Raw genomic sequence first — 23,297 nt, forward strand, 5'->3', positions numbered from 1 at the left:
TTAGGAATTTTCATGTTCCTCTAAATCTTTTCTTAAATCGAGTTTTCTAAAAGTAGGTGAAATAATTCCAGTTGTTAAAACAACTAATAATGTCATGCTTCCGCCAAAGACGACTGCGGTAACGGTTCCCATTAATCTAGCAGTCAATCCACTTTCAAAAGCGCCTAATTCATTAGAAGAACCAACAAACATCGAATTTACCGCTGAAACTCGGCCGCGCATGTGATCAGGAGTTTTTAATTGTAAAATCGTCTGACGGATTACTACTGAGATGCCATCAAACACGCCACTAAAAAATAACGCGATTAATGAAACCCAGAACAATGTTGAAAGTCCAAAAACAATAATGCAGATTCCAAAAGCAAATATGGCAGATAACAGTTTTAATCCTGCATTTTTACTCAAAGGAACGTAAGCAGTTATGATCATAGTTAAAAATGCACCAACTGCCGGAGCAGCTCTCAAAAAACCAAAACCTTCTGGTCCTACTTTTAAAATGTCTTGCGCAAAAATAGGCAATAATGCAATAGCACCACCGAAAAGAACGGCTACCATATCTAGCGTTATTGCTCCTAAAACCGTCTTATTATTGAATACAAATTTAATTCCCTCTGTTAAACTTTGCATTACGGGTTCACCAATTTTAGGATTTAAAATAGGCTTCTTTTTGATCTGGGATAATGTTAGCAAAGCAAAAAGTGAAAAGGCAAAAACAGTACACATAGACCAATGAACTCCTATAAGGGTAATCGAAAATCCTGCAAGAGCAGGTCCCGCAACTGAAGCTATTTGCCAAACAGAACTACTCCAAGTAGCTGCATTAGGATAAACCTTTTTAGGAACCAATAAGGAAAGTAGTGAAAAGATAGTTGGACCAAGAAAAGCTCGTACTAATCCGCCTAGAAAAACTAAAAAGTATATAGAATATAAAATAGCTTTTGTTGAGAAATCACTAACGACAGTGGGCCAAGTCAATAAAAATAAGCCAAAGCTAATTACAGAAAAGGCCAATATGCATTTCACAAGTAGCCCTTTTTTTTCTTTTTGGTCAACAATATGCCCCGCAAATAAAGCTAAAGAGATGGCCGGAATTACTTCCATTAGTCCAATGATTCCTAGTGAAAGCGGATCTTTGGTAATACTGTAGACTTGCCATTCGATAATGATGAACTGCATAGACCAAGCAAAAACCATCGCAAACCGCAGTAATAAAAAGGTGTTGAATTCTTTAAATCGTAGTGCTGCGTATGGATCTTTTTTAATCGGTTTTTCTGAGCTCATCACTTAATACTTTTTAATCTTAATTGGATTGATGTTTTTCCGTTCCATTCATTCTCATCTATACAATAGGCAATTTGAAATGGTTTCTGATTTGTAGTTAAATCGTATTTATCTCCTAAACCAAAACCGATTGCAGCCATGCCTTCACTTCCGTTTTGTTTTACGAAAAGACGTAAGTGTTCTTCTTCTTGACCCATTAGTTTTCCATAGCCTGTGTCTTTAACGTCTTTTGTTAAAAAAGTAGGCGTCATATTCATGGGTCCGAATGGCTCAAATTGTTTTAGAATTCGGAGTAATTTTGGAGTAATGTCAGAGAAATCAATTTCAGCATCAATCGAAATTTCTGGAATAAGCATGTCTGAATGAATCGTTTTTTCAACCTGTCTTTCAAAAGCTTCTTTAAAAACGGAATAATTTTCAGGAGATAAAGTCATTCCCGCAGCATACATGTGTCCTCCAAATTGCTCTAGATGTTCAGAACATGCTTCGAGCGCGTTGTAAACATCAAAACCTTTCACAGAACGAGCTGATGCAGCATATTTATCGCCGCTTTTTGTAAAAACGAGCGTAGGTCGATAATAGGTTTCTATAAGTCGAGAAGCGACGATTCCAATAACGCCTTTGTGCCAATCTTCCTGAAAAACAACCGAAGTGAATCGATCTTTTTCACCATTTTCATCTATTTGCTTTAAAGCTTCTTTTGTAATTAATTTATCTAAATCCTTGCGCTCTGAATTATACGATTCGATCTCCGACGCGAATTGTTGCGCTTGTTCAAAATCAAATTCAGTTAGTAATTCAACAGCGTGATTTCCATGTTTGATTCGGCCAGCTGCATTAATTCGTGGAGCAATGATAAAAACAACATCAGTAATATCTAAAACTTTCTTTTTTATTTGATGAATCAGCGCTTTAATTCCCGGTCTGGGATCGCTATTGATTACTTGTAAACCAAAGTATGCCAAAACTCTATTTTCGCCAGTCATTGGAACAATATCTGCAGCAATAGCCGCAGCTACAAGATCTAAATAAGGAATTAAGTCGTCTATCGTTTGATTTTGGTTTTTGGCTAAAGCCTGAATGAGCTTAAAGCCAATTCCACAACCACATAATTCGTCATAAGGATATTCACAGTCGTCTCTTTTAGGATCAAGAACTGCAACAGCATCTGGTAAAGCATCGCCAGGTCTGTGGTGATCACATATAATGAAATCTATATTTCGTTCTTTCGCGTAAGCAATATGATCAATTGATTTAATACCGCAATCCAATGCAATGATTAATGAAAATCCATTGTCGTCAGCATAATCAATTCCCATAAAGGAAATTCCATACCCTTCTAGATAACGATCCGGAATATAAGTAGCTACTTCAGGATAATAACTTTTCAAGTAGGATGAAACTAGCGAAACTGCAGTTGTTCCATCGACGTCATAGTCACCAAAAACTAAAATTCGTTCGTTATTTTCTATTGCTTTTTCAATTCTACCAACTGCTTTGTCCATATCTTTCATCAAGTACGGATCATGCAAATGGTCTAAGGAAGGTCTAAAAAAGTTTTTTGCGTCGTCAAAAGTTTCTATTCCGCGCTGAACTAATAATTGGGCTACAAAATCTTCTACATTTAGAGCTTGCGCCAAATGTTTGATTTTCTCTTCGGAAGGTTTAGTTCTAGTAGTCCAACGCATTTTGATTTTGATTGAGTAGTAGCGATTTCTGATCTTAGATTTTGTCTATTAAAATCAAAATTCTTAAATAGTTTATTTCAATTCTAAAGGACTTCCGTAAAATCCAATTCCTTCCCATCCTGTTTTCATAAAGTTACGAATGTTTTGGTGGTTGGTTTCTTCAGGATTTTTTAATACATCTTCGAAATAATAAGCACCAAAACAAGATAATGTTGCTGATTCAGATAAGTTGTTCATTTCGGCAAAAGCCAATATTTTACAAGAACCTGAGTTTTCTACAGCGGTATTATGTAAAGTTCCGTTTTCGAAAGCGGTTGATTCAAAATTATAATTTTCTTCGATAACAGCAATCGTTTCCTGAAAAGTAATCGTTTCTGGACTTTGATTTAATTTTTCTAAAAAAGCTTGTATGCTCATGTAAATGGTAGATTAAAATTGTGAAGCGATATTTTTAGCAGCAACTATAGCTCCTTCCATATATCCTGGATTTTGAGAAGCGGTTTCAGAACCTGAAATAAAGAATTTATTGTTATATAATGACTTTCTATATTCTGCATTTCCATTATTTTCATGTCCCATCACCAGCTCTTCATAAGGAAGAAACGTCAGCGGTTCTTCGCGCCAAATTTTTTCGTGATATTTCACGAATCTTGCAGCTTCAGGGCCAAAAACCTTAGTAAGCTGCAGGATGACTTTCTCTTTTCGTTCCTCTTGCGAGAGCGTGTAAGTGCCACCGTTTAAAAATCCTTTCAATGCAAAACCTTTATTGTCCGCATTAGTATGGTCGTACATTTCTTGAATAATACTTGCTTGGCTATATAAAGTTCCTGAATAATTATTCGCTCTCCAAAACGGAGTAGCATATTCGACAGCAAACTTTATTGATTCTCCCATCCATGTATGCGTTTTCTTGGCTAAACGTTCAAGATTTTCAGATAAAGCAGGTTCAAATTTTATTGTCTGAATTAATAGATGTGGAGGTAAAGTACTAATTACTTTAGCTGATGAATAGGTTTTCCCATTCGAATCAGTAATTAAGATAGAGTCTTCACAATCTTTTATAAAATCAACTTTAGTTTTTGTTTTAATATTTTGAAGACCAACTTTTTCTACTAATTTCTCAATTAATTGAGCTGTTCCACCTTCTATTCGGAAAGATGATTCTTCGGCATCTGAAATTTCAAATTTTTGCGGAGGAACAAAAGACATCGTTTCAAAAAATGAAATTCCACTAGTATGTTGCTTAAAATATGGTATTTTAAAATCCTCCAGTAATTCAATAAGATTTTGATGCGGATTACTGAACCACGTCGCACCCATTTCCATGGTTACTCCCGTAGTTCCCGTAACAGTTTGTATACGACCACCGATACGCTCATTAGCTTCTAAAATGGTGATTTCAAAACCTTTTTTTTGAAGTAAATAAGCAATCATTAATCCAGATAAACCAGCACCGATAATTATTATTTTATTACTGTTCATATTTCTTCGTCAGCTGAGAATTTTGATTTTTTAGGTTCCTTAGTTATTGGTTTGCCACCTACGACCACAACTATTTCTCCTCTAGGAGCAGTTTTTTCAAAATGAGTTAAAACTTCTCGAACTGTACCTCTAACATTTTCTTCATGCAGTTTTGACAATTCTCTGCAAACACAGATAGGCCTGTCTTCACCAAAGTAGGTGATAAACTCCGTTAATGTTTTTAATAGTTTATGAGGAGAGACATATAAAATCATCGTACGCGTTTCTTCGGCTAAAGCCAAATAACGAGTTTGCTTCCCTTTCTTATCAGGTAAAAAACCTTCAAAAATAAATTTATCATTTGGTAAACCACTATTCACTAAAGCAGGAACAAATGCTGTTGCACCGGGTAAACATTCTACTTCAACACCATTTTCGACACATGCTCTAGTCAATAAAAAACCAGGATCTGAAATGGCTGGAGTTCCAGCATCAGAAATTAAAGCGATATTCTCTCCAGCTTTTAATCTCGAAATTAAGTTTTCTACAGTTTTGTGCTCATTGTGCATGTGATGGCTATACATATGTGTGCCAATCTCAAAATGCTTGAGTAGTTTTCCGCTCGTACGGGTATCTTCGGCAAGGATTAGATCGACTTCCTTTAAAATCCTAATAGCTCGGAAAGTCATATCTTCAAGATTGCCAATAGGCGTAGGAACGATATATAATTTTGACATAAATTATTTAATTAAGTACAAATTTCAATGTTATCTGAATTTGTTAAAAGGACTGCGTACTCTCTTTTTATGTATTTTCTATAAGAATTTTTTCTCAATAATATCCATAAATCGGTCTTCATATTCCTGCTTGCCTTCCCAGTTATTATAATCTGGCTTCACCATTTCTTGAACGAAATCTCTAGTTTCATAAAAGGTGTTAAAAGTTATAAGCTGGCTCAAAACACGATTATAATCTTCGCTGCTATTGCCAAAAAGATGTTTTATAAAAGCAAGACGATCGTTAAGATCGATATTAATTCCTTTGGCTAATTTATCGTTAAGAGAAACTGTTTTTGGTTCAGATTTCTCTTCAATTTCAGTGGTGAAATTATTTAATTTTTGCTCTGCTATAGGCTCTTCTTCTTTTGGAGTCTCGATAACTACTACAGTTGGAATGTTTTCTATCTGTTGTTTTTTTACAAAAAAGGTGTCGTTGTAATTTCCTCCTAACAAATCTTCAAACGAGATTTGAACAGCTTCTTGTTTTTTTGGAACTTCTAATTTACTTTCGACTTCATTTTCTTCTGATAATTCGAAAGCAGGAATAAAAGGAGCTGACTCAGATTCTAAAATTTCCTCTTCAACATCTGTTTTATCATCTTCAGCTTCTTCAACCTGTTCTTCAGTTATTTCCTCAGTCGCTACTGTAAATTTTTGTTCAATTTCATCGTTGGTACTGTCTTCCTGCTCAGCAACTAAGATTTCTTCTTCTTGTCTTTCATGCTCTTCCTCAACTGGAATTTCTTCTGGAATTGGATTTGGTTCCTCTTCTACTTCTTCTACATTGTCTTCATCTTTTTCTTCAACTACCACTTCATTTGGAATACTCTCCTCAACTTGATTTGCAACTATTTCAGATTCTGTCTGATTTGAATCCGACTCAGAATCGAAAATTGACTCTATTTTTGCCGCAACATCGTGGTTGCCAATCGTTGGTTTCACTTCACTAAAATGTTCGTCTACAAATCTTAATACAGCTAATTTTTCATATAATTTCTGTGTTTCTAAATACAATTGATTGATGTCAGATTTATTTTTTAACTGTAATACTCTGTGTGCAATGCTGATTAAATCGGCTTCCAATTTTTTTTTCATAACTTTGAAATTATAGTGTTTTAGGCTGGTCTATCTGATATATTCCTTCCGGAGATTTATTTTAGCTTGTGGAAAAAGCGACCTTTTAATAAAAATGTCATACTTTTGAAACGACGTAAAAGTATAAAATTTTTAAGTCGGTTTCCCTATTACAAAGTAATAAAAACTATTCATTTTTTAAGTCAGAAAAATATAAAATGTTTCTCGAAAATACAGTAAATCATAAAGAGCAATTTGGTTGGATCGAAGTCATTTGCGGATCCATGTTTTCGGGTAAAACCGAAGAATTGATACGTCGTTTAAAACGGGCACAATTTGCTAAACAAAAAGTAGAAATTTTCAAACCTGCAATAGATACGCGTTATGACGAAGAAATGGTAGTATCACACGATGCTAACGAGATTCGTTCTACTCCTGTTCCTGCTGCTGCAAATATTGCTATCTTAGCGCAAGGTTGCGACGTTGTTGGAATTGATGAAGCTCAGTTTTTTGATGACGAAATTGTGAAAATTTGTAATGATCTCGCTAATCAAGGTATTCGTGTAATTGTTGCGGGATTAGACATGGATTTTAAAGGAAATCCTTTTGGACCAATGCCTGCGCTTATGGCAACGGCTGAGTATGTAACGAAAGTTCATGCTGTGTGTACACGTACTGGAAATTTAGCGAATTATAGTTTCCGTAAAACAGATAATGATAAGTTAGTAATGCTGGGAGAAACTGAAGAATACGAACCACTAAGTCGTGCCGCATATTATCATGCAATGCGAAAGGATTTAGAGTAGTTTTTATTAACCGTTTGTCAACGTTTAGAACTTTACAAAAGGTTAATAAATTTTAAGCATTGTTAAATATCAAAATTGTTTTGTGATGGGTATTTATGCGAGTAGATAAAATTCTCTAGATTTTCAAAAACTTTAATTACTTCATCTCTTTTTACATTGGTTTTTTTGTTCGAAACGATTGCCAAGTAGGAAGAGAATCTAAAATCCATATAGTTTTCTTTAAGATCAAACGGATTCAAGTGAATATAAACAATTAGATTTCTAAGATAATCATCAGAATCAATTTTCAATCTTTTAAATGGAGATTCTAGTAGCGCTCCATGTCGGTTGTTTACTTTGTTGTACGATTGGGTATAACAACTAATAAGTTTACCTATTTGTTTGCTGAAAATATTAGAGAGAGCATGTAAACCGTACTTTTTTCGATAGTTGATTTGGTATTTTTTTCTGCAAAAGTTTTGAGCACTTCTTCACTTTTTATTTTAACGATAAAATGAAAATGATTTGACATCAAACAATATGCATATACTTCACAAACTTCACTCAAATAATGTGTAAATTTTGATAAAAAAAATAGGCGATTTTCTTGACTTTTAAAAATTTCACAACTATTTATTCCTCGATTGTATATATGGTAGAAAGTATCAGCTTCAATAATTTCATTTCTGATGTCCTTATAATCTGAAGGTTTGCAGTTTAAAATAGATGTGTTTACTTTTAGTAAAGTTTGATTTTTGTAACCTTTGTCAAAGTTTAGAACTTTGACAAAGGTGTTAGATATGAATCTACTAAATTTTCTTCCTCATTCTTGCCACAGGAATATCAAGCTGTTCTCTATACTTCGCAATTGTTCTTCTTGCTATTGGATATCCTTTTTCTTTTAAAATTTCTGCCAATTGATCGTCGGGAAGTGGTTTTTTCTTGTCTTCTTCTTCTATAGTATTTTGCAGAATTTTTTTTATTTCTAGCGTTGATACATCTTCACCTTGATCATTTTTCATTGATTCCGAAAAGAATTCCTTAATTAGTTTCGTTCCATAAGGTGTTTCTACATATTTACTATTTGCAACGCGTGAAATTGTCGAAATATCAAGACCTACTAGATCAGCAATGTCTTTTAAAATCATTGGCCTCAACTTTGTTTCATCACCATCTAAGAAAAATTCTTCTTGATAATGCATAATTGCATTCATCGTTACAAAAAGTGTTTCTTGACGTTGACGGATTGCATCAATAAACCATTTAGCCGAATCTAGTTTTTGTTTTATAAACTGAACAGCGTCTTTTTGCTGTGCTGATTTATCACGCGAATCTTTATAAGTCTGCATCATTTCCTGATAATCCTTAGAAACGTGTAGCGAAGGAGCATTCCTTCCATTTAACGTTAATTCAAGTTCGCCATCTACAATTCGAATAGCAAAATCAGGAACTACATTTTCAGTAATTTTATTATTTCCAGTAAAAGCACCACCTGGTTTTGGATTCAGTTTCTCAATTTCGTGAACTGCTTTTTTAAGTTGGTCATTAGAAACACCATATTTCTGAATCAATTTATCATAATGTTTTTTAGTAAAAGCATCAAACTGATTTTCAATGATATCAGTGGCTAATTCAACGGACTCTGTAGGCGTTTTGTGTTTTAATTGCAGCAACAGACATTCCTGTAAGTCCCTAGCACCAACACCTGAAGGTTCAAGTTCATGAATAACTTGCATCATTTTTTCTACGGTTTCTTCATCAGTATAAATACCTTGAGTAAAAGCCATATCATCTACCATATCTGAAACGCTACGACGAATGTATCCCATGTCATCAATACTTCCAACAAGGAATTCTGCGATTTCGCGCTCTTCATCATTTAGTATAAAAGTGTTCAGCTGATTGATTAAATCTTGATGAAAACTAACTGGCGCAGCAAAAGGTGTTTCTCGATCTTCATCGTCGTCACTATAATTGTTGGCTTGTGTTTTGTAATCTGGAGTTTCGTCGTTGCTTAAATATTCATCAATATTTATATCTTCAGCATCGATACGCTCTGATTCAGCATCATCATAATCATCGTAATCTTCATTTTCGAATTCATCTTTCTCGAATTCGTCTTCTTCTTTTCCAGCTTCAAGAGCTGGATTTTCGTTCATTTCTTCTAATAAACGTTGCTCAAAAGCTTGCGTAGGCAATTGAATTAACTTCATCAACTGAATTTGCTGAGGAGATAATTTCTGTGATAATTTTAAATTTAAGAATTGCTTTAGCATTTTTATTGTTTAAAAAGTTTAAGGTCTAGGTTCAGAGCTGCAGAACATTCTACCAACTTTAAACTCTAAGCTTGAAACATATTTTTAAAATTCAGCGTTTTGTGGTGTTCTAGGAAAAGGAATTACATCTCTAATATTTGTCATTCCCGTAACAAAAAGAACCAATCTTTCAAATCCAAGTCCGAAACCAGAGTGAACTGCTGAACCAAAACGTCTAGTGTCTAAATACCACCATAATTCTTCTTCATCAATTCCTAAAGCTCTCATTTTCTCAACTAAAACATCAAAACGTTCCTCTCTTTGAGAACCACCTACGATTTCTCCAATTCCAGGGAAAAGAATATCCATCGCACGAACCGTTTTTCCGTCTTCGTTCAAACGCATGTAAAATGCCTTAATGTTAGCAGGATAATCAAACAAGATTACTGGACATTTAAAGTGTTTTTCCACTAAGTAGCGCTCGTGTTCTGACTGTAAATCAGCTCCCCATTCATTAATGATATAGTTGAATTTTTTCTTTTTATTTGGAGTACAATCTCTCAAAATATCGATAGCTTCAGTGTATGAAACACGCTTGAAGTTATTTTCTAGTACAAAATTTAATTTTTCTAAAAGAGGCATTTCGCTTCTTTCGGCAGCTGGTTTTGATTTTTCTTCGTCTAATAAACGACCTTCTAAGAATTTTAAATCCTCAGGGCATTTATCCATCGTGTATTTAATCACGTACTGAATAAAATCTTCTGCTAAGTCCATATTGTCATTCAAATCATTGAACGCTACTTCTGGTTCAATCATCCAAAATTCAGCAAGGTGACGAGATGTATTAGAGTTTTCTGCTCTAAACGTTGGTCCAAAAGTATAGATTTGGCCCAAAGCCATTGCAAAAGTTTCCCCCTCTAATTGTCCAGAAACAGTCAAATTAGTTTCTTTTCCAAAGAAATCTTCTTTGTAATCTACCTTTCCATCTTCTGTTCTTGGTGTATCGTCAAAAGGTAAAGCCGTTACTTTAAACATTTCACCAGCACCTTCCGCGTCAGATCCTGTGATAATTGGAGTATTTACATATACAAATCCTTTTTGCTGGAAATAACTATGAACTGCGTATGATAAAACCGAACGCACTCTCATAATTGCTCCAAACATATTTGTTCTTACTCTTAAATGTGCATTTTCGCGCAAAAAATCAAGACTTGGTTTGTTCTTAGGTTGTATTGGAAATTTTTCAGCATCTGAATCTCCTAGAATTTCTAGTTTTGCAACTTGAATTTCAAATTTTTGTCCAGCGCCTTTGCTTTCGATCAAAGTTCCTGTCACAGATATTGCTGCTCCAGTTGTAATTCTTTTCAAGGTTTCGTCTGGAGTATTCTCAAAATCTACCACACATTGAATATTATCAATCGTTGAACCATCGTTTAAGGCAATAAATTGATTGTTTCTAAAAGTTCTCACCCATCCTTTTGCATTTACTTCATGAAGCGTCGTAGTACTGTTTAGTAAGTCTTTAACTTTTGTATGTCTCATTTTATGTGTATAGTTGATATTAAAAATTGTCTCGTAACTTAACTGCAAATATAATTGATTTGTTTCTATTTTTAAGATGAGAATTGATGTAATCAGGAGCTATTTTCGCTCCCGAAGCATCGGGACGCTATATCCCTGCCCAAAAAGCAGGGGATGCCGCTGCTATCGGAGCTATGGTATAGTGGAATTACAGTTTTTTTATCATGTAAAAAGTCAATGTACTATATTCAAACTTGGAATTTTTCATAAATGAGTATGATTAGTTATTCGTCTTTCGATAATTAAATCGTTTTAACAATCCATGTTAGTTTTATTGGATTTTATTCAAGTCGTAAAGAGTCTATAATTAATCCTGCCTTTTAGAACCAACAATAATAAAACAAAAAAACAGTTTCAAAATTAAATTTGAAACTGTTTTTTTGCAATCTGTAATAAGAAAAACTTTAAATTATATTCTCTCTACTTTAAGTAATTCAATTTCTTTTTCACCTTCTTCAAATGACCAAGTAAGTTTGTCTCCAGCTTGGTATCCTACTAATGCAAGTCCCATTGTTGACATAATAGACTCAGTATTGTTTCTTCTTTTTGCTTTATCTGGCGCTACAAATGTGAAAACTTCTTCTTCATTGGTATCAAGATATTTTACTGTTGCACGAGTATCAATGTTCACAACATCTTCTGGAAGTTCTTTTCTAGTAACTTGTTTAGCACTTTTAAGTTGTGCAAGTAAAGTTGCTTCTTGAATTGGAGTTGCTTTTTTTCTTTTGACATGATCTTTAATCATATCATATATTCCTGTAGTTAAAATTAAACTTTTTGACATTTTGTTTTGTGTTATTGCATTTCTCTAGGAAGTTTTTTTAAACCCAAATATCAAATGCCCACACTATTGAAAGATGAGATTTGACCGTGAAAAACTTCATCAAAAGATTTGATGCGTTATTTTATAAAGATAAATTGAATAGTAAAGTAGTCCCTGTCTTGGGTAGCGACAGGGTTTAATATATAAACTCTTTTGAGCTCTTTAAAAAAGCATCGTCTTGTTTATACTGCAAAGACAAAACAAGCCCTAACTTGTGAGATTTTTTATATAAAAAATAGGCGTTGTTCATTTTGTTGCTTTTTGCTAAATGCTAAGATAGATCAAATAATAGTGATTTCAAAATCATTGCTCGATCTATTGATGCTATTAACAATTCATTGGCAAGTTTTAAGATGTTCTTTAAGTAATCTTTAAGAATTACGACTCTTTTGAAATTATTTCTTGTAAATCATTCGTGTAGAGATAGCAATTCTATTCCACGAATTAATTACCACAATTAGCATAATAAGTTGCGCTGTGATTTTTTCGCCAAAGCGAGCAATTACGCTGTTGTAAGTTACATCATTGACTCCATTTTCTGAGATATCTGTTACTTCTTCTGTCAATTGAAGGATTGCCTTTTCATCTTCAGAAAAAAGATGTGACTCTTTCCAAGCTGATAGTAAATATATTCGACGTTCACTTTCACCTAATTTTATTGCTTCTTCCGTATGCATGTCTAGACAGTAAGCGCATTTATTAATTTGAGAAGCTCTTATTTTTATAAGTTCTTTAAGTGTTGAAGATACTTCAGTACTTTTTGCGTAGTTTTCTAAAGCCATCATTGCTTTATACGCTTCTGGCTGCAAATCTTTTATTGAAATTCTTATTGTCATTCTATTTGCTATTTTTTGATCACTAATTTTTTCAAATAATCACTTGTAACTTCGTTGGATGTTATTTCTGATAAGCCTTCTAAATTTTTTAATTTTAGTGCTATGTCTTTCATCGCTTTCATTGCAATTTTTAAAAAAGCAGGTCCTAAACTCACTCTTACAACTCCTATTTCTTTCAGAATATTTAATTCAGGAACACTAGGGAGAGTCAATATGTTGATAGGCATATTTAGTTCTTCAACTAATGCTTTGATATCTTCTTTTTGTCGAATAGCAATAGGGAATAAGCAATCAGCTCCAGCATTTTTATAAGCAAGTCCTCTTTTTAAAGTTTCTTGAATTTTTGATTCGGGAGTAGAAAATACTTCTCCATGAATATATACGTCAGTTCGAGCATTTATAAATAATGAAATCCCCATGTTAGTAGAAACACTTTTAATAATTTCAATTCGTTTGCATTGAATGTTTATCGGAATCAGCTCGTTCGTTTCTCTATTTGTATCCTCAATATTAATTCCTACTATTCCAGTTGCAATGAGTTTCTTGACATTTTCTTCAAGTTGAATATAATTGTTAGCATAACCACTCTCTATATCCGCTGTCACCGGTATATTAACGCTTTTTGTGATGGTGGTAAGGAGCGTTAGCAGTTGGTCGAAAGGTAAATATTCACCGTCATTGTATCCGTTTGTGTAGGCAATAGAAGCACTCGCTGTTGCAATAGCTGGGTAGTCCAAACTTTCTAATAATGAAGCTCCTAATGAATCCCAAACATTGGGTAATACAAGCATTTTTCCAGAATGATGCAGTGCATGAAATTGTTTAGCTTTTATTTGTTGCTGTTTAGTATCTTTCATTTTGCTTAGCTATATTTTAAAAAAAGTACGCTTTTTTATTATTATTGTTCTTTTCAAAAGTAACTCTATTATTTCGCGATAAGAGTAAAATTTGGTATTCAAAATTCAAAATTCAAAATTCAGAAATATGAAATGATATTCCAGCGAAATTTAGAAATATAATTCGATCAAATTTACTTTACTTTAGTCAAAGCGGTTCTTTTGTGAGCTGCAATATAATCTGTTTTCGAGCTCTTAAATCCATATTGAGGATCTTTTTCATTCGCGTGATGCGTATATCCTTCATAATCAAAATCTTTGATGTGTATTTTAATTATTGTTCCATATGACATCCCTGCTTTTGAGTTCCAACTTACTTAGTCGCCAACTTTAAATAGAGTTTTCATAATCTAATTTTGATGATTGGTCACATGGTTTTTGGCTGCAGCCAAATGATAAAAACTTTATTCCTGCTCCGAGTAAAATACGTTTTCTCCAATTATTGTCGCGGGTGCAGTGTATTTGTGTTCTTGAACTTTGTTAATTCCCATAATGTGGAGTACGCTCCAACCTTTTGCTTTCAGATAATCAGAAACCATCGAACGATGGCATCTCCACCAAACGGCTTCGGAACACATGTATGCAGTAGTTTGCTTTAAAGCTATTTCTTCTAAATGAGTAACAGCATTTTTAAATTCAGTAGTTTCCATGTAATCCGCGTAACCTCTAAAGGATTCGTTTTTCCAAATCGTATTTTTAGAATCTTTGTTGGCTTTTCTTCGTCCGCCTAAGTCAAGCATGTGAATGTATTGGATTCCTGCTTCGTTTAATGATACTTTTAAATTTTCTTGATCGAATTGTGGAAATTTACGTGAACCTGGAAAACGACGAATGTCTACAATAATTTTTATATCAAAAGAGCGTAGCATAGCCAGAAATTCGGCGATAGTATGCGTAGAATGTCCTATGCTGTAAATTACTGGTGCCTTCATAATAGATTATTCAACGTGAGGATATATTTGTCAATGTACAATTGTTTCTCTTTTGACTTGTACTGCTGAATATAACGCGGATGTTCTAGTACTTTTAATTGGCCGAATAATTGTGCTTCTTTATTTAATTTTTGAATGAATAATGCATTTTTCTTTCCTAATACATAAACTTGGGAAGTGTCTAAGCCCAAACTAATATGCTCTTTTAAAGTCAAAATCATAAAATCTTTGACCATTTCAAAGAGCGTATTATCGTCGTAATAATTAGCGTTCAACCATTTTCCTTCCTTTGTTTTTCGAACTATCGCTAATGGAAATGGTGAATTAACGTAAAATTGCTTGTAGAAATCAATAGGACCGCCAAATTCCTGAATCATGTCATACATAAAAACAGAGGATATTTCGTGCGTGTGTGCTGATTTCATTTTGATACCGCAAACACTTTCTAATCTCTTAGTATCTGTAAATGGAACGCCAGTAACGCCGGCGCCGTGCCGACTTGGATTTATACCAACAATAAATTTTCTTTTTTCTGAATCAGCGTAGAATTTTTGATAAAACTGTCGCATTACTTCCATTGTTTCAGGATTGTCCGCATAAGGATTTAGTACTTGGAATCCATCTGGCAACGCTCCTGAATACTGCAATTGACGATTGAAACTGATTATTTTATCTCCAAAACTTTCTATCATAATAATTTTATTCTTGTTATTAAAGATGCTTTCACGATTTATTTAATAGTAAATCTTTTTAAAAGTGGCCTTTAGTAAAGTTACTGAAAAAGATTTTACAAAAAAAAAGAGGATCCAAATTCCGAAGTAAATCGGGATTTGAATCCTCTAATATATTTTAAGAACTGACTTTTTTTAGCTAATTCATAAAGGAGTGGTAATTTAGTTTCCTCTGTAAGTGGAGTAACCAAATGGTGAAAGCGTTATTGGAACGTGATAATGCTCGTTATCTTTCAATTCGAAAACAATTTCGATAAAAGGATAGAATGATTTTTGCCCTGCTTTTTCGAAATATGGAGCAGTGTGGAACGTTAATTTATAAATTCCAGTATGATCTTTTCCATCTGCTTTAACGAAATCTCCAATACGTCCGTTTTTGTCAGTAAATTTTTCATCGACTTGTTTCCACTTCGAATTTTTTTCCTGTTTTGATAATGTTATTTTAACATCAGGAGCTGGTTTTCCTTGAGTGATGTCAAGAATATGACTTGACAATTGATATTTTACTTCTTGAGCAAATGACATACTTGCTGTCGCAAGAAATAATACTAATAAGAGACTTTTTATTTTCATTGTAATTTAATTAAGTGATTATTGACTAATTTTAAAACCTAAATTTTCTACTGCTTTTATTGCGATATTGTTATCGTTTTCTGATCCGCCACCACCTGAAACTCCTATGCTTCCTACCAAATTACCATCTTTCCAGATTGGCATTCCGCCTCCTAATAAAAGTAATTCAGGTAAAGTATTTAAATTTTTAGCATCTTTACTTTCCTCTGCATTTTTCATCAATTGTAAACTTGGAGTTTTTGTAGATAACGATGTGTACGCTTTTCTTCTTGATGCTTCTGTGTTATGCGGCCCTACGTTATCACCTTTCAGTAATAAAATCGTTACGCCAGAAGAATTTAATACAGCAACAGAAACTTTTTTGTTGATTTTTTGCGCTTCTAAGTTGGCTTGTTTGGCAAGTTCTAATGCGCCTTCTTGATTTAATTCCGCTGATTTAACCACATATTGTGCTGAGGCAGAATAAGCAAAAAGTAAAAAAAGAGCGCTTCCTAAGATTTTTTTTCTAATATTCATAATATATATTGTTGATCGGTGAAATGCCATTAAAGTTTATGATCCTTAGTATTAAAGCTGAGTTGAGCACAATCATTTTTTACGACTCAGCAAAGGTAATTAGTTTAGCTTTTGGAATAAATGCCTATTCCAAATAAGTTAACAGCTGTTAATGCAAATTTTACAAAATTAAATAGCTTTTTAACTTTGGTAATAAAACAAGGAAATATCTTTAAAAATCTATTTACCAATAACTTATGATATGAAGATATTATTTTTCCATCATTAGAAAAATGATTTAGATCACTAAATAGAGCTGTTTACAATTACACAAACCTTTTATCACTTCACAATAGAATCATAAAATTTTGAAGTAATTCTATTTGCCTTTACTTCGATTTATCTAAATCTTCGTGATCCTTTTCATTTGGATTATTTAAAATGTCAATTTTTGGCTCCATGAATTCTTGCTTGTTTGCCAATGATTTGTTCAAGGTTAAAACTAAACAAGGCAACAGCATCAAGTTAGATAGCATACCAAAAGCAAGAGTGATGGCTATTAATCCTCCTAAGGCGACTGTTCCACCAAAATCAGATAACATAAATACTGAAAAACCAACAAATAAAACCACTGAAGTATAGAACATGCTAATGCCAGATTCCTTGATTGTCGCAAAAACTGATTTCTTAATCTTCCAATTATTGTTTTTTAGCTCTTGACGGTATTGTGCTAAAAAGTGAATCGTGTCATCTACCGAAAGTCCGAATGCAATACTAAAAACTAAAATTGTAGATGGTTTTAATGGAATCCCAAAATAACCCATCAATCCAGCCGTGATTACTAATGGAAGTAAATTTGGAATCAGCGAAACCACAACCATTTTGAAAGAACGGAACATGAAAACCATTAATAACGAAATCAAGAATACTGCAAAGAGTAATGACGTAACTAAATTATCTAGTAAATACTGTGTCCCTTTTTCGAAAACTAAAGCCTTGCCAGTCATAACTACATCATAACGGTCTTTAGGAAAAACTTTATTTGCTTTCGCCCAAAGCTGGTCTTCAATTTTAGCCATATTTCCAGTGCCAATGTCACGCATAAAAGTGGTAATTCTAGCCACTTGGCCCGTGCTATCAACATAGCTTTTCATTAAGTTATCCTTGCTGTTTTTAGTAGCGTTTTTAGCATAGCTTAATATGAAATTTTGCTCTTGCGAAGTTGGTAAATCATAATAATCAGGGTTACCGTTGTAATATGCTTGTTTAGAATATTTAACAAGATTTAATATTGAAATAGGTTTAGAAAGTTCTGGGATTTCTTCTATCGTTTCTTGAAGTTCGTCCATCCTTTTTAATGTAGACAAATTCATTACTCCCTTTTTTCTTTTGGTGTCAACCGTAATTTCAAGCGGCATGATTCCTTCAAATTCTTTTTCGAAAAATAAAATATCTTTATAGAAACTGGTATTCTTAGGCATGTCCTCAATTAAACTTCCAGATGTTTTGATTTTTAGTGCACCTACGATACTTACAAAAAAGATAACTAAAGCAATAGCATAAACATAACCTCTATTATATTTGACAGTTTTTGCAATCCAGCTGATAAATACGCGAGTGTAATTTCGATTTAAATGTGCTAAATGCTTTTCTTTAGGAACGGGTTGGTAGCTGTAGTAGATTGGAATTACAATCAAACATAAAAAGAATAGTGATACAATACTTAACGAAGATATGATTCCAAATTCCTTTAAAAGTTGGCTGCTAGTAATTATAAAAGTAGCAAATCCAGCGGCTGTGGTAAGGTTTGTCATTAAAGTTGCCGTTCCTACCTTTGTAATCACGCGTTGTAAAGCTCTCGCTTTATTGTGGTGTGCACTGTATTCTTGCTGGTATTTATTGGTTAGAAAGATACAATTTGGAATTCCAATAACGATAACTAATGTTGGAACTAGAGCCGTCAAAACGGTAATGTGATAATTGAATAAACCAAGTAATCCAAAAGTCCACATTACACCAATAATCACAATTACAATAGCAATTAACGTAGCTCTAAACGAGCGAAAGAAAAAGAAAAATATTAGTGAGGTAAGTAATAATGAAGCGCCTATGAATAAACTAATTTCGTTTAAAATGCTCAAGGCGTTTAATGTTCTAATATAAGGCATTCCTGAGACGCGTAAATCAATACCGGTTTCTTTCTCAAAGGCGTCGATTTTTGGAATAAAACTTTTTACAATGTAATCTTTGCGATGTGCAGTATTAACAATTTTTTTATCTAGATATATCGCTGAACGGATACTTCCACTTTTTTTATTAAAAAGTAATCCTTCATAAAAAGGCATGTTTTCAAACAAATCTTTTTTGATGGTCTTTAAGTATTCTGGACTATTTGTTTTATTGGCATCTACGAAAGGAACTAGCTCAAATGTTTGTAGATTGTCATTTTTCTTCAATTGTTTTAAATCGTTTACTGACACAACTAAATCTACTTCTTTTTGCGCTTTGATCTCCGTCATCAATCTATTCCAAGCGGCAAAAGCTTTAGGCGTAAAAAAAGCATCATCTTTTACTCCAACAACGATTAAGTTTCCTTCTTCTCCAAATTTCTCCAAGAATGCGTTGTACTCTTTGTTGACGATATGATCGTCAGGTAATAAATTAGCTTCCGTAAATGAAAATTGTATGTTTTTCCACTGCAATGCTAAAAGAGCTGTTATCACAACGATAATAGATAACATAAAAATTCTATTTTTAAGGACAATTCGAGCTACTAGTTCCCAAAATCCCAAGCTAAACCACTTCGCCATATTTCATATATCAAGGGTACAAAGGTAATTAAATGTGGTCGATGTCATCTGTTTTAGCTTGTTTTTTTTGAGAATATCGAACTTATTCGCCTCCAATTTATTTTATTTTTAACCATAAAAATATCAGAAATTAAATGATACATTTGGTTGCTATTTAGCAGTGTTTACGTTGGGTAATAATGGGATATAATTATATATGAAAAAATATAAAAACGCACTTTTTTATTTTGGTGTAACAGGAGGTTTTTCTGCTTTGATATATTGGATTATCGGAAAAGGAAAATTTCTAGAAGCTAATAAAACAATTGAAACACCAGAAAGCGGTAACAGTTCTTGGAATGATTTTTTAGCTTCCATGCAGTATAATTTCCAAGATCCTTTAGCTATATTATTAGCTCAAATAGTAACTATAATTCTTGTCGCTCGATTCTTTGGTTGGGTTTTTAAAAAAATTGGTCAGCCATCTGTAATCGGTGAAATTATTGCCGGAATAGTGCTTGGACCTTCTTTAGTAGGGATGTATTTCCCGGGCTTTTCTGCTGCATTGTTTCCAGTAGAATCCTTAGGAAATTTAAAATTTTTAAGCCAAATAGGATTAATCCTTTTCATGTTTGTCATTGGGATGGAATTAGACATGAAAGTTTTGAAAAATAAGGCTAACGAAGCGATTGTGATCAGTCACGCCAGTATTGTAATTCCATTTGCCTTAGGTATTGGCTTAGCTTATTTTGTATATGATCAATTTGCTCCAGAAGGAGTAAAGTTTCTTTCTTTCAGCTTATTTATGGGAATTGCTTTAAGTATTACGGCTTTTCCGGTATTAGCGAGGATTGTTCAAGAACGAGGGATTCATAAAACAAAACTTGGAGCAATCGTTATTACATGTGCAGCGGCAGACGATATTACAGCTTGGTGTATTCTGGCGGTCGTAATTGCGATTGTAAAAGCTGGAACTTTCGTTAGTTCTTTATACATTATTTCGCTTGCAATTATCTATGTGATGGTTATGATCTTTATCGTAAAACCATTCTTGAAAAGGATTGGTGATTTATATGGTTCGAAAGAGAGCATCGGCAAACCAGTAGTAGCTATCTTTTTCTTAGTATTAATTATGTCTTCATATGCAACGGAGGTAATAGGGATTCACGCACTTTTTGGAGCATTTATGGCTGGAGCAATTATGCCAGATGTTCCCAAGTTTAGATCTATTTTTATTGAAAAAGTCGAAGATGTTGCTTTGATTTTATTACTTCCTTTATTTTTCGTTTTTACAGGTTTAAAAACAGAAATAGGATTGTTAAACGATCCATATCTTTGGAAAGTTACCGGATTTATTATTCTTGTTGCAGTTGTTGGAAAATTTTTAGGAAGCGCTTTAGCAGCTAAATTTGTTGGGCAAAGCTGGCGCGATAGTTTAACAATTGGTGCTTTAATGAATACCAGAGGTTTGATGGAATTAATTGTATTGAACATTGGATTAGAGCTAAAAGTATTAACTCCTGAAGTATTCACCATGATGGTTATTATGGCATTAGTAACGACTTTTATGACTGGACCGGCATTAGATTTAATTAACTTTTTATTTAAAACAAAAGACAGCGATACTGTTGTTCAAGCCACAAATTTTAATAAATACCGAATCCTAATTTCGTTTGGGAACAATGAAAAAGGAAAATCATTACTTCGGTTAGCTAACAGTTTAGTAAAGAAACAAAAAGCGCAATCTTGTATTACAGTAATGCATTTGTCATTGAGTGATGAGGTACATTCTTTTAATTTAGATGATAAAGAGAAAAATATTTTTCATCCTATTGTTGAACAATCGCAATTGTTGGATCAAGACATAAAGACAATTTTTAAAGCTACAGTCGATATTGAGACTGAAATCGCTGACGTTGCAAATCAAGGAGATTACGATTTGTTATTAGTTGGTTTAGGAAAATCAATTTTCGAAGGGACTATTTTAGGGAAAGTTATTGGTTTTACTACTAGAATTATTAATCCAGATCGACTAATCGATAAGTTTACTGGAAAAGAAGGACTATTCGAAAACTCTCCTTTTGATGAGAGAACAAGACAGATTATTTCGAAAACAAAAATGCCATTAGGAATTTTAATTGATAAGGACTTACAAGAAGTCGAACGTGTATTTGTTCCAATCTTTCGTTCTGAAGATTCGTTTTTGATTGAATATGCTCAAAAATTAATTTTTAATAACAATTCCGAAGTCGTAATTTTGGACGCAAATGGACTTCTTCAAACCAATTTTGTTTTGAAAAGTGCGCTAGATTCTTTAGAGCAGAAATACCCAAATAATATTAGTTTGATCTCGAGTCAAACGATTGAAAAGGAATTTTTAGAGCTACAGGATTTAATGTTAATTAGTCTCGAAAGTTGGAAACAAATAGTCGATTCTAATACTATTTGGCTGAGCGAAGTTCCTTCGGTCTTAATTTTAAAACAGTAATATGAATTGGATTTTATTGATTATTGGTGGTCTTTTTGAAGTTGGTTTTGCCACTTGTTTAGGAAAAGCAAAAGAAACTTCAGGAATGACGTCAACATTATGGTTGTTTGGATTCTTAGCTTGTTTAGCGGTAAGTATGTTATTACTTTACAAAGCAACGCAAACCTTACCTATCGGAACAGCGTACGCAGTTTGGACTGGAATAGGAGCTGTAGGAACAGTATTAGTTGGGATTTTTGTATTTAAAGAACCTGCTGATTTCTGGAGAATATTCTTTATAACAACTTTGATTAGCTCTATTATAGGACTTAAATTTGTCTCAAGTATTTAAAATGCTAGCTTTGACTTATAGAGGAAATAAAAAATCCGTCTCGTTACAAATGTAGCGAGACGGATTTTTTTATGTTTTTTGTAGAAAAACTTAAACCTTCATGATTTCAGCTTCCTTGTGAACTAAAAGTTCGTCGATTTTTTTGATAAAAGTATTAGTCAAAGTCTGCACTTCTTCTTCAGCATTTTTACATAGATCTTCAGATGTCCCGTCTTTTTCTAATTTTTTGATATCAGTGTTAGCATCTTTACGAGCGTTTCTAATTCCCACTTTAGCATCTTCTGATTCCACTTTTGCTTGTTTAGCAAGATCGCGTCTTCTTTCCTCTGTTAAAGCTGGAACACTTATAATAATTACATCACCATTATTCATTGGGTTAAACCCTATGTTTGCGATCATAATTGCTTTTTCAATTACGTGTAGCATGTTTTTTTCAAAAGGCTGTAAAGTAATTGTTCTTGCATCGGGAACACTAATTTTAGACACTTGAGAAAGTGGTGTTGCTGATCCATAATAATCTACAAAAACACTTCCTAACATCGCCGGAGATGCTTTCCCAGCACGAATATTTAAAAATTCCTTTTCTAAATGCGCAATAGAACCTGTCATAGATTCTTTGGTACTATCTAATATAAATTCAATTTCTTCAGTCATTATTTTAAGATTTTAGATTCATTCCATAGATAAAGATTGCTGTTTTTTCTAGTGCAACCTTTTACTATGACATAATCGCTTTATATATTTACTACGGTTCCTATATTTTCTCCTTCGCAGATCTTCAATAGATTTCCTGTATTGTTCATATCAAAAACTACGATTGGCAGTTTATTTTCTTGGCTCAATGTAAAAGCAGTAGTGTCCATTACATTCAAACCTTTTTTAAGTACATCTTCAAAAGAAATAAAATCAAATTTCACAGCTGTTGGGTTTTTCTCAGGATCACAATCGTAAACTCCGTCTACACGCGTTCCTTTTAAAATTACATCGGCATTCATTTCAATACCTCTTAACACTGCTGCAGTATCTGTTGTGAAATATGGGTTTCCAGTTCCAGCTCCAAAAATTACAATTCTTCCTTTTTCAAGGTGGCGATCTGCTCTTCTTTTAATGTAAGGCTCTGCTATAGATTCCATTTTTAACGCCGTTTGCAAACGGGTTTTCATACCTTTTTCCTCAAGTGCACCTTGCAATGCCATTCCGTTAATCACTGTTGCCAGCATTCCCATGTAATCACCTTGCACTCTGTCCATTCCTGCACTTGCTCCAGCAACTCCTCTAAAAATATTTCCACCGCCTATAACAATTGCGATTTCTACTCCTTTATCGTGGATTTGCTTAATTTCATCGGCATATTCACCTAATCTTTTCGGATCAATTCCGTATTGCAAGTCACCCATCAAGGCTTCACCACTTAATTTTAGAAGAATTCTTTTGTATTTCATTTTGAGTTGAGTTGATTGGTGCAAATATAGACATATTCTGATTTTTAAAAAAAGTGT

General features: G+C 33.4%; 22 protein-coding genes and 1 pseudogene. 3 read left to right on the forward strand and 20 right to left on the reverse strand.

Features of this window, described 5'->3' with window-relative positions; all coding sequences use genetic code 11:
• The 6 genes from BC961_RS05920 to BC961_RS05945 form a co-directional block, all read right to left on the reverse strand.
• Positions 1-1,281, reverse strand: a complete 1,281-nt coding sequence (locus BC961_RS05920) for an MFS transporter (protein WP_121924927.1) — start codon at positions 1,279-1,281, stop codon at positions 1-3.
• A complete protein-coding gene (gene recJ, locus BC961_RS05925) occupies positions 1,281-2,969 on the reverse strand; it encodes a single-stranded-DNA-specific exonuclease RecJ (RefSeq protein WP_121924928.1) in 1,689 nt (562 codons plus the stop codon). Before recJ ends, BC961_RS05920 begins: the two co-directional genes overlap by 1 nt.
• A gap of 72 nt (positions 2,970-3,041) precedes the next feature.
• Entirely contained in the window at positions 3,042-3,386 is a 345-nt protein-coding gene (locus BC961_RS05930) for a HopJ type III effector protein (protein ID WP_121924929.1), read from the reverse strand.
• Positions 3,387-3,398: 12 nt separating this feature from the next.
• The gene (locus BC961_RS05935; RefSeq protein WP_121924930.1) at positions 3,399-4,451 is read right to left on the reverse strand and encodes a flavin monoamine oxidase family protein; all 1,053 of its coding nucleotides are present in this window, start codon (positions 4,449-4,451) and stop codon (positions 3,399-3,401) included.
• Entirely contained in the window at positions 4,448-5,167 is a 720-nt protein-coding gene (gene rsmI, locus BC961_RS05940) for a 16S rRNA (cytidine(1402)-2'-O)-methyltransferase (RefSeq protein WP_121924931.1), read from the reverse strand. Before rsmI ends, BC961_RS05935 begins: the two co-directional genes overlap by 4 nt.
• A 78-nt stretch (positions 5,168-5,245) precedes the next feature.
• A complete protein-coding gene (locus BC961_RS05945) occupies positions 5,246-6,304 on the reverse strand; it encodes a hypothetical protein (RefSeq protein WP_121924932.1) in 1,059 nt (352 codons plus the stop codon).
• 197 nt (positions 6,305-6,501) lie between these two features.
• Between BC961_RS05945 and BC961_RS05950 the strand changes: the two genes are divergently transcribed.
• The gene (locus tag BC961_RS05950) at positions 6,502-7,089 is read left to right on the forward strand and encodes a thymidine kinase (protein WP_121924933.1); all 588 of its coding nucleotides are present in this window, start codon (positions 6,502-6,504) and stop codon (positions 7,087-7,089) included.
• Positions 7,090-7,151: 62 nt separating this feature from the next.
• Here BC961_RS05950 and BC961_RS14815 read toward each other — a convergent pair whose 3' ends face one another.
• From BC961_RS14815 to BC961_RS06010, 12 genes and pseudogenes are all read right to left on the reverse strand, one after another.
• Entirely contained in the window at positions 7,152-7,379 is a 228-nt protein-coding gene (locus BC961_RS14815) for a hypothetical protein (RefSeq protein ID WP_245980829.1), read from the reverse strand.
• 498 nt (positions 7,380-7,877) lie between these two features.
• On the reverse strand, positions 7,878-9,344 hold the full coding sequence (gene rpoN, locus BC961_RS05960) for an RNA polymerase factor sigma-54 (protein ID WP_121924934.1): 1,467 nt from the start codon (positions 9,342-9,344) through the stop codon (positions 7,878-7,880).
• A gap of 84 nt (positions 9,345-9,428) precedes the next feature.
• On the reverse strand, positions 9,429-10,865 hold the full coding sequence (gene asnS / locus BC961_RS05965; RefSeq protein ID WP_121924935.1) for an asparagine--tRNA ligase: 1,437 nt from the start codon (positions 10,863-10,865) through the stop codon (positions 9,429-9,431).
• A 448-nt stretch (positions 10,866-11,313) separates the two neighbouring features.
• Positions 11,314-11,688 carry a GreA/GreB family elongation factor gene (locus BC961_RS05970; RefSeq protein ID WP_121924936.1) on the reverse strand — a complete coding sequence of 125 codons (375 nt, stop codon included), beginning with the start codon at positions 11,686-11,688 and terminating at the stop codon, positions 11,314-11,316.
• A gap of 434 nt (positions 11,689-12,122) precedes the next feature.
• Positions 12,123-12,563, reverse strand: coding sequence for a carboxymuconolactone decarboxylase family protein (locus BC961_RS05975; protein ID WP_121924937.1), 441 nt, complete (start codon positions 12,561-12,563; stop codon positions 12,123-12,125).
• Between the two features lie 8 nt (positions 12,564-12,571).
• Positions 12,572-13,420: an isocitrate lyase/PEP mutase family protein gene (locus tag BC961_RS05980; RefSeq protein WP_121924938.1), complete on the reverse strand. Its 849-nt coding sequence runs from the start codon at positions 13,418-13,420 to the stop codon at positions 12,572-12,574.
• A 173-nt stretch (positions 13,421-13,593) separates the two neighbouring features.
• Positions 13,594-13,764, reverse strand: a pseudogene (locus tag BC961_RS05985) (DUF2945 domain-containing protein); the annotation flags it as partial.
• Positions 13,765-13,863: 99 nt separating this feature from the next.
• Positions 13,864-14,391 carry a DUF488 domain-containing protein gene (locus BC961_RS05990; RefSeq protein WP_121924939.1) on the reverse strand — a complete coding sequence of 176 codons (528 nt, stop codon included), beginning with the start codon at positions 14,389-14,391 and terminating at the stop codon, positions 13,864-13,866.
• Complete coding sequence (locus tag BC961_RS05995; protein WP_121925109.1) at positions 14,388-15,080, reverse strand: SMUG2 DNA glycosylase family protein; 693 nt, start codon at positions 15,078-15,080, stop codon at positions 14,388-14,390. The genes BC961_RS05990 and BC961_RS05995 overlap by 4 nt, the downstream gene beginning before the upstream one ends.
• Positions 15,081-15,284: 204 nt before the next feature.
• Complete coding sequence (gene uraH / locus BC961_RS06000; RefSeq protein ID WP_121924940.1) at positions 15,285-15,695, reverse strand: hydroxyisourate hydrolase; 411 nt, start codon at positions 15,693-15,695, stop codon at positions 15,285-15,287.
• An 18-nt stretch (positions 15,696-15,713) separates the two neighbouring features.
• Entirely contained in the window at positions 15,714-16,211 is a 498-nt protein-coding gene (locus tag BC961_RS06005) for a GlcG/HbpS family heme-binding protein (RefSeq protein WP_121924941.1), read from the reverse strand.
• Positions 16,212-16,579: 368 nt separating this feature from the next.
• Entirely contained in the window at positions 16,580-19,000 is a 2,421-nt protein-coding gene (locus tag BC961_RS06010) for an efflux RND transporter permease subunit (protein ID WP_121924942.1), read from the reverse strand.
• 196 nt (positions 19,001-19,196) lie between these two features.
• On the opposite strand from BC961_RS06010, the gene BC961_RS06015 reads away from it, so the two are divergent.
• Positions 19,197-21,467 carry a cation:proton antiporter domain-containing protein gene (locus BC961_RS06015; protein ID WP_121924943.1) on the forward strand — a complete coding sequence of 757 codons (2,271 nt, stop codon included), beginning with the start codon at positions 19,197-19,199 and terminating at the stop codon, positions 21,465-21,467.
• A 1-nt stretch (position 21,468) separates the two neighbouring features.
• Positions 21,469-21,798, forward strand: coding sequence for a DMT family transporter (locus tag BC961_RS06020; protein ID WP_121924944.1), 330 nt, complete (start codon positions 21,469-21,471; stop codon positions 21,796-21,798).
• A gap of 90 nt (positions 21,799-21,888) precedes the next feature.
• Here BC961_RS06020 and frr read toward each other — a convergent pair whose 3' ends face one another.
• Entirely contained in the window at positions 21,889-22,452 is a 564-nt protein-coding gene (gene frr / locus BC961_RS06025) for a ribosome recycling factor (protein WP_121924945.1), read from the reverse strand.
• A gap of 80 nt (positions 22,453-22,532) precedes the next feature.
• Complete coding sequence (gene pyrH, locus BC961_RS06030) at positions 22,533-23,240, reverse strand: UMP kinase (protein WP_121924946.1); 708 nt, start codon at positions 23,238-23,240, stop codon at positions 22,533-22,535.
• Between the last annotated feature and the right edge of the window lie 57 nt (positions 23,241-23,297).

It is taken from the genome of Flavobacterium weaverense (genome assembly GCF_003688495.1).
Lineage (GTDB): Bacteria > Bacteroidota > Bacteroidia > Flavobacteriales > Flavobacteriaceae > Flavobacterium > Flavobacterium weaverense.

Excerpts from the sequence above, each read along its gene's own strand:
- BC961_RS05920 (WP_121924927.1), bottom strand. The coding sequence starts at position 1,281 with ATGAGCTCAGAAAAACCGATTAAAAAAGATCCATACGCAGCACTACGA.
- recJ (WP_121924928.1), bottom strand. The coding sequence starts at position 2,969 with ATGCGTTGGACTACTAGAACTAAACCTTCCGAAGAGAAAATCAAACAT.
- BC961_RS05930 (WP_121924929.1), bottom strand. The coding sequence starts at position 3,386 with ATGAGCATACAAGCTTTTTTAGAAAAATTAAATCAAAGTCCAGAAACG.
- BC961_RS05935 (WP_121924930.1), bottom strand. The coding sequence starts at position 4,451 with ATGAACAGTAATAAAATAATAATTATCGGTGCTGGTTTATCTGGATTA.
- rsmI (WP_121924931.1), bottom strand. The coding sequence starts at position 5,167 with ATGTCAAAATTATATATCGTTCCTACGCCTATTGGCAATCTTGAAGAT.
- BC961_RS05945 (WP_121924932.1), bottom strand. The coding sequence starts at position 6,304 with ATGAAAAAAAAATTGGAAGCCGATTTAATCAGCATTGCACACAGAGTA.
- BC961_RS05950 (WP_121924933.1), top strand. The coding sequence starts at position 6,502 with ATGTTTCTCGAAAATACAGTAAATCATAAAGAGCAATTTGGTTGGATC.
- rpoN (WP_121924934.1), bottom strand. The coding sequence starts at position 9,344 with ATGCTAAAGCAATTCTTAAATTTAAAATTATCACAGAAATTATCTCCT.
- asnS (WP_121924935.1), bottom strand. The coding sequence starts at position 10,865 with ATGAGACATACAAAAGTTAAAGACTTACTAAACAGTACTACGACGCTT.
- BC961_RS05970 (WP_121924936.1), bottom strand. The coding sequence starts at position 11,688 with ATGTCAAAAAGTTTAATTTTAACTACAGGAATATATGATATGATTAAA.
- BC961_RS05975 (WP_121924937.1), bottom strand. The coding sequence starts at position 12,563 with ATGACAATAAGAATTTCAATAAAAGATTTGCAGCCAGAAGCGTATAAA.
- BC961_RS05980 (WP_121924938.1), bottom strand. The coding sequence starts at position 13,420 with ATGAAAGATACTAAACAGCAACAAATAAAAGCTAAACAATTTCATGCA.
- BC961_RS05990 (WP_121924939.1), bottom strand. The coding sequence starts at position 14,391 with ATGAAGGCACCAGTAATTTACAGCATAGGACATTCTACGCATACTATC.
- uraH (WP_121924940.1), bottom strand. The coding sequence starts at position 15,695 with ATGAAAATAAAAAGTCTCTTATTAGTATTATTTCTTGCGACAGCAAGT.
- BC961_RS06005 (WP_121924941.1), bottom strand. The coding sequence starts at position 16,211 with ATGAATATTAGAAAAAAAATCTTAGGAAGCGCTCTTTTTTTACTTTTT.
- BC961_RS06010 (WP_121924942.1), bottom strand. The coding sequence starts at position 19,000 with ATGGCGAAGTGGTTTAGCTTGGGATTTTGGGAACTAGTAGCTCGAATT.
- BC961_RS06015 (WP_121924943.1), top strand. The coding sequence starts at position 19,197 with ATGAAAAAATATAAAAACGCACTTTTTTATTTTGGTGTAACAGGAGGT.
- BC961_RS06020 (WP_121924944.1), top strand. The coding sequence starts at position 21,469 with ATGAATTGGATTTTATTGATTATTGGTGGTCTTTTTGAAGTTGGTTTT.
- frr (WP_121924945.1), bottom strand. The coding sequence starts at position 22,452 with ATGACTGAAGAAATTGAATTTATATTAGATAGTACCAAAGAATCTATG.
- pyrH (WP_121924946.1), bottom strand. The coding sequence starts at position 23,240 with ATGAAATACAAAAGAATTCTTCTAAAATTAAGTGGTGAAGCCTTGATG.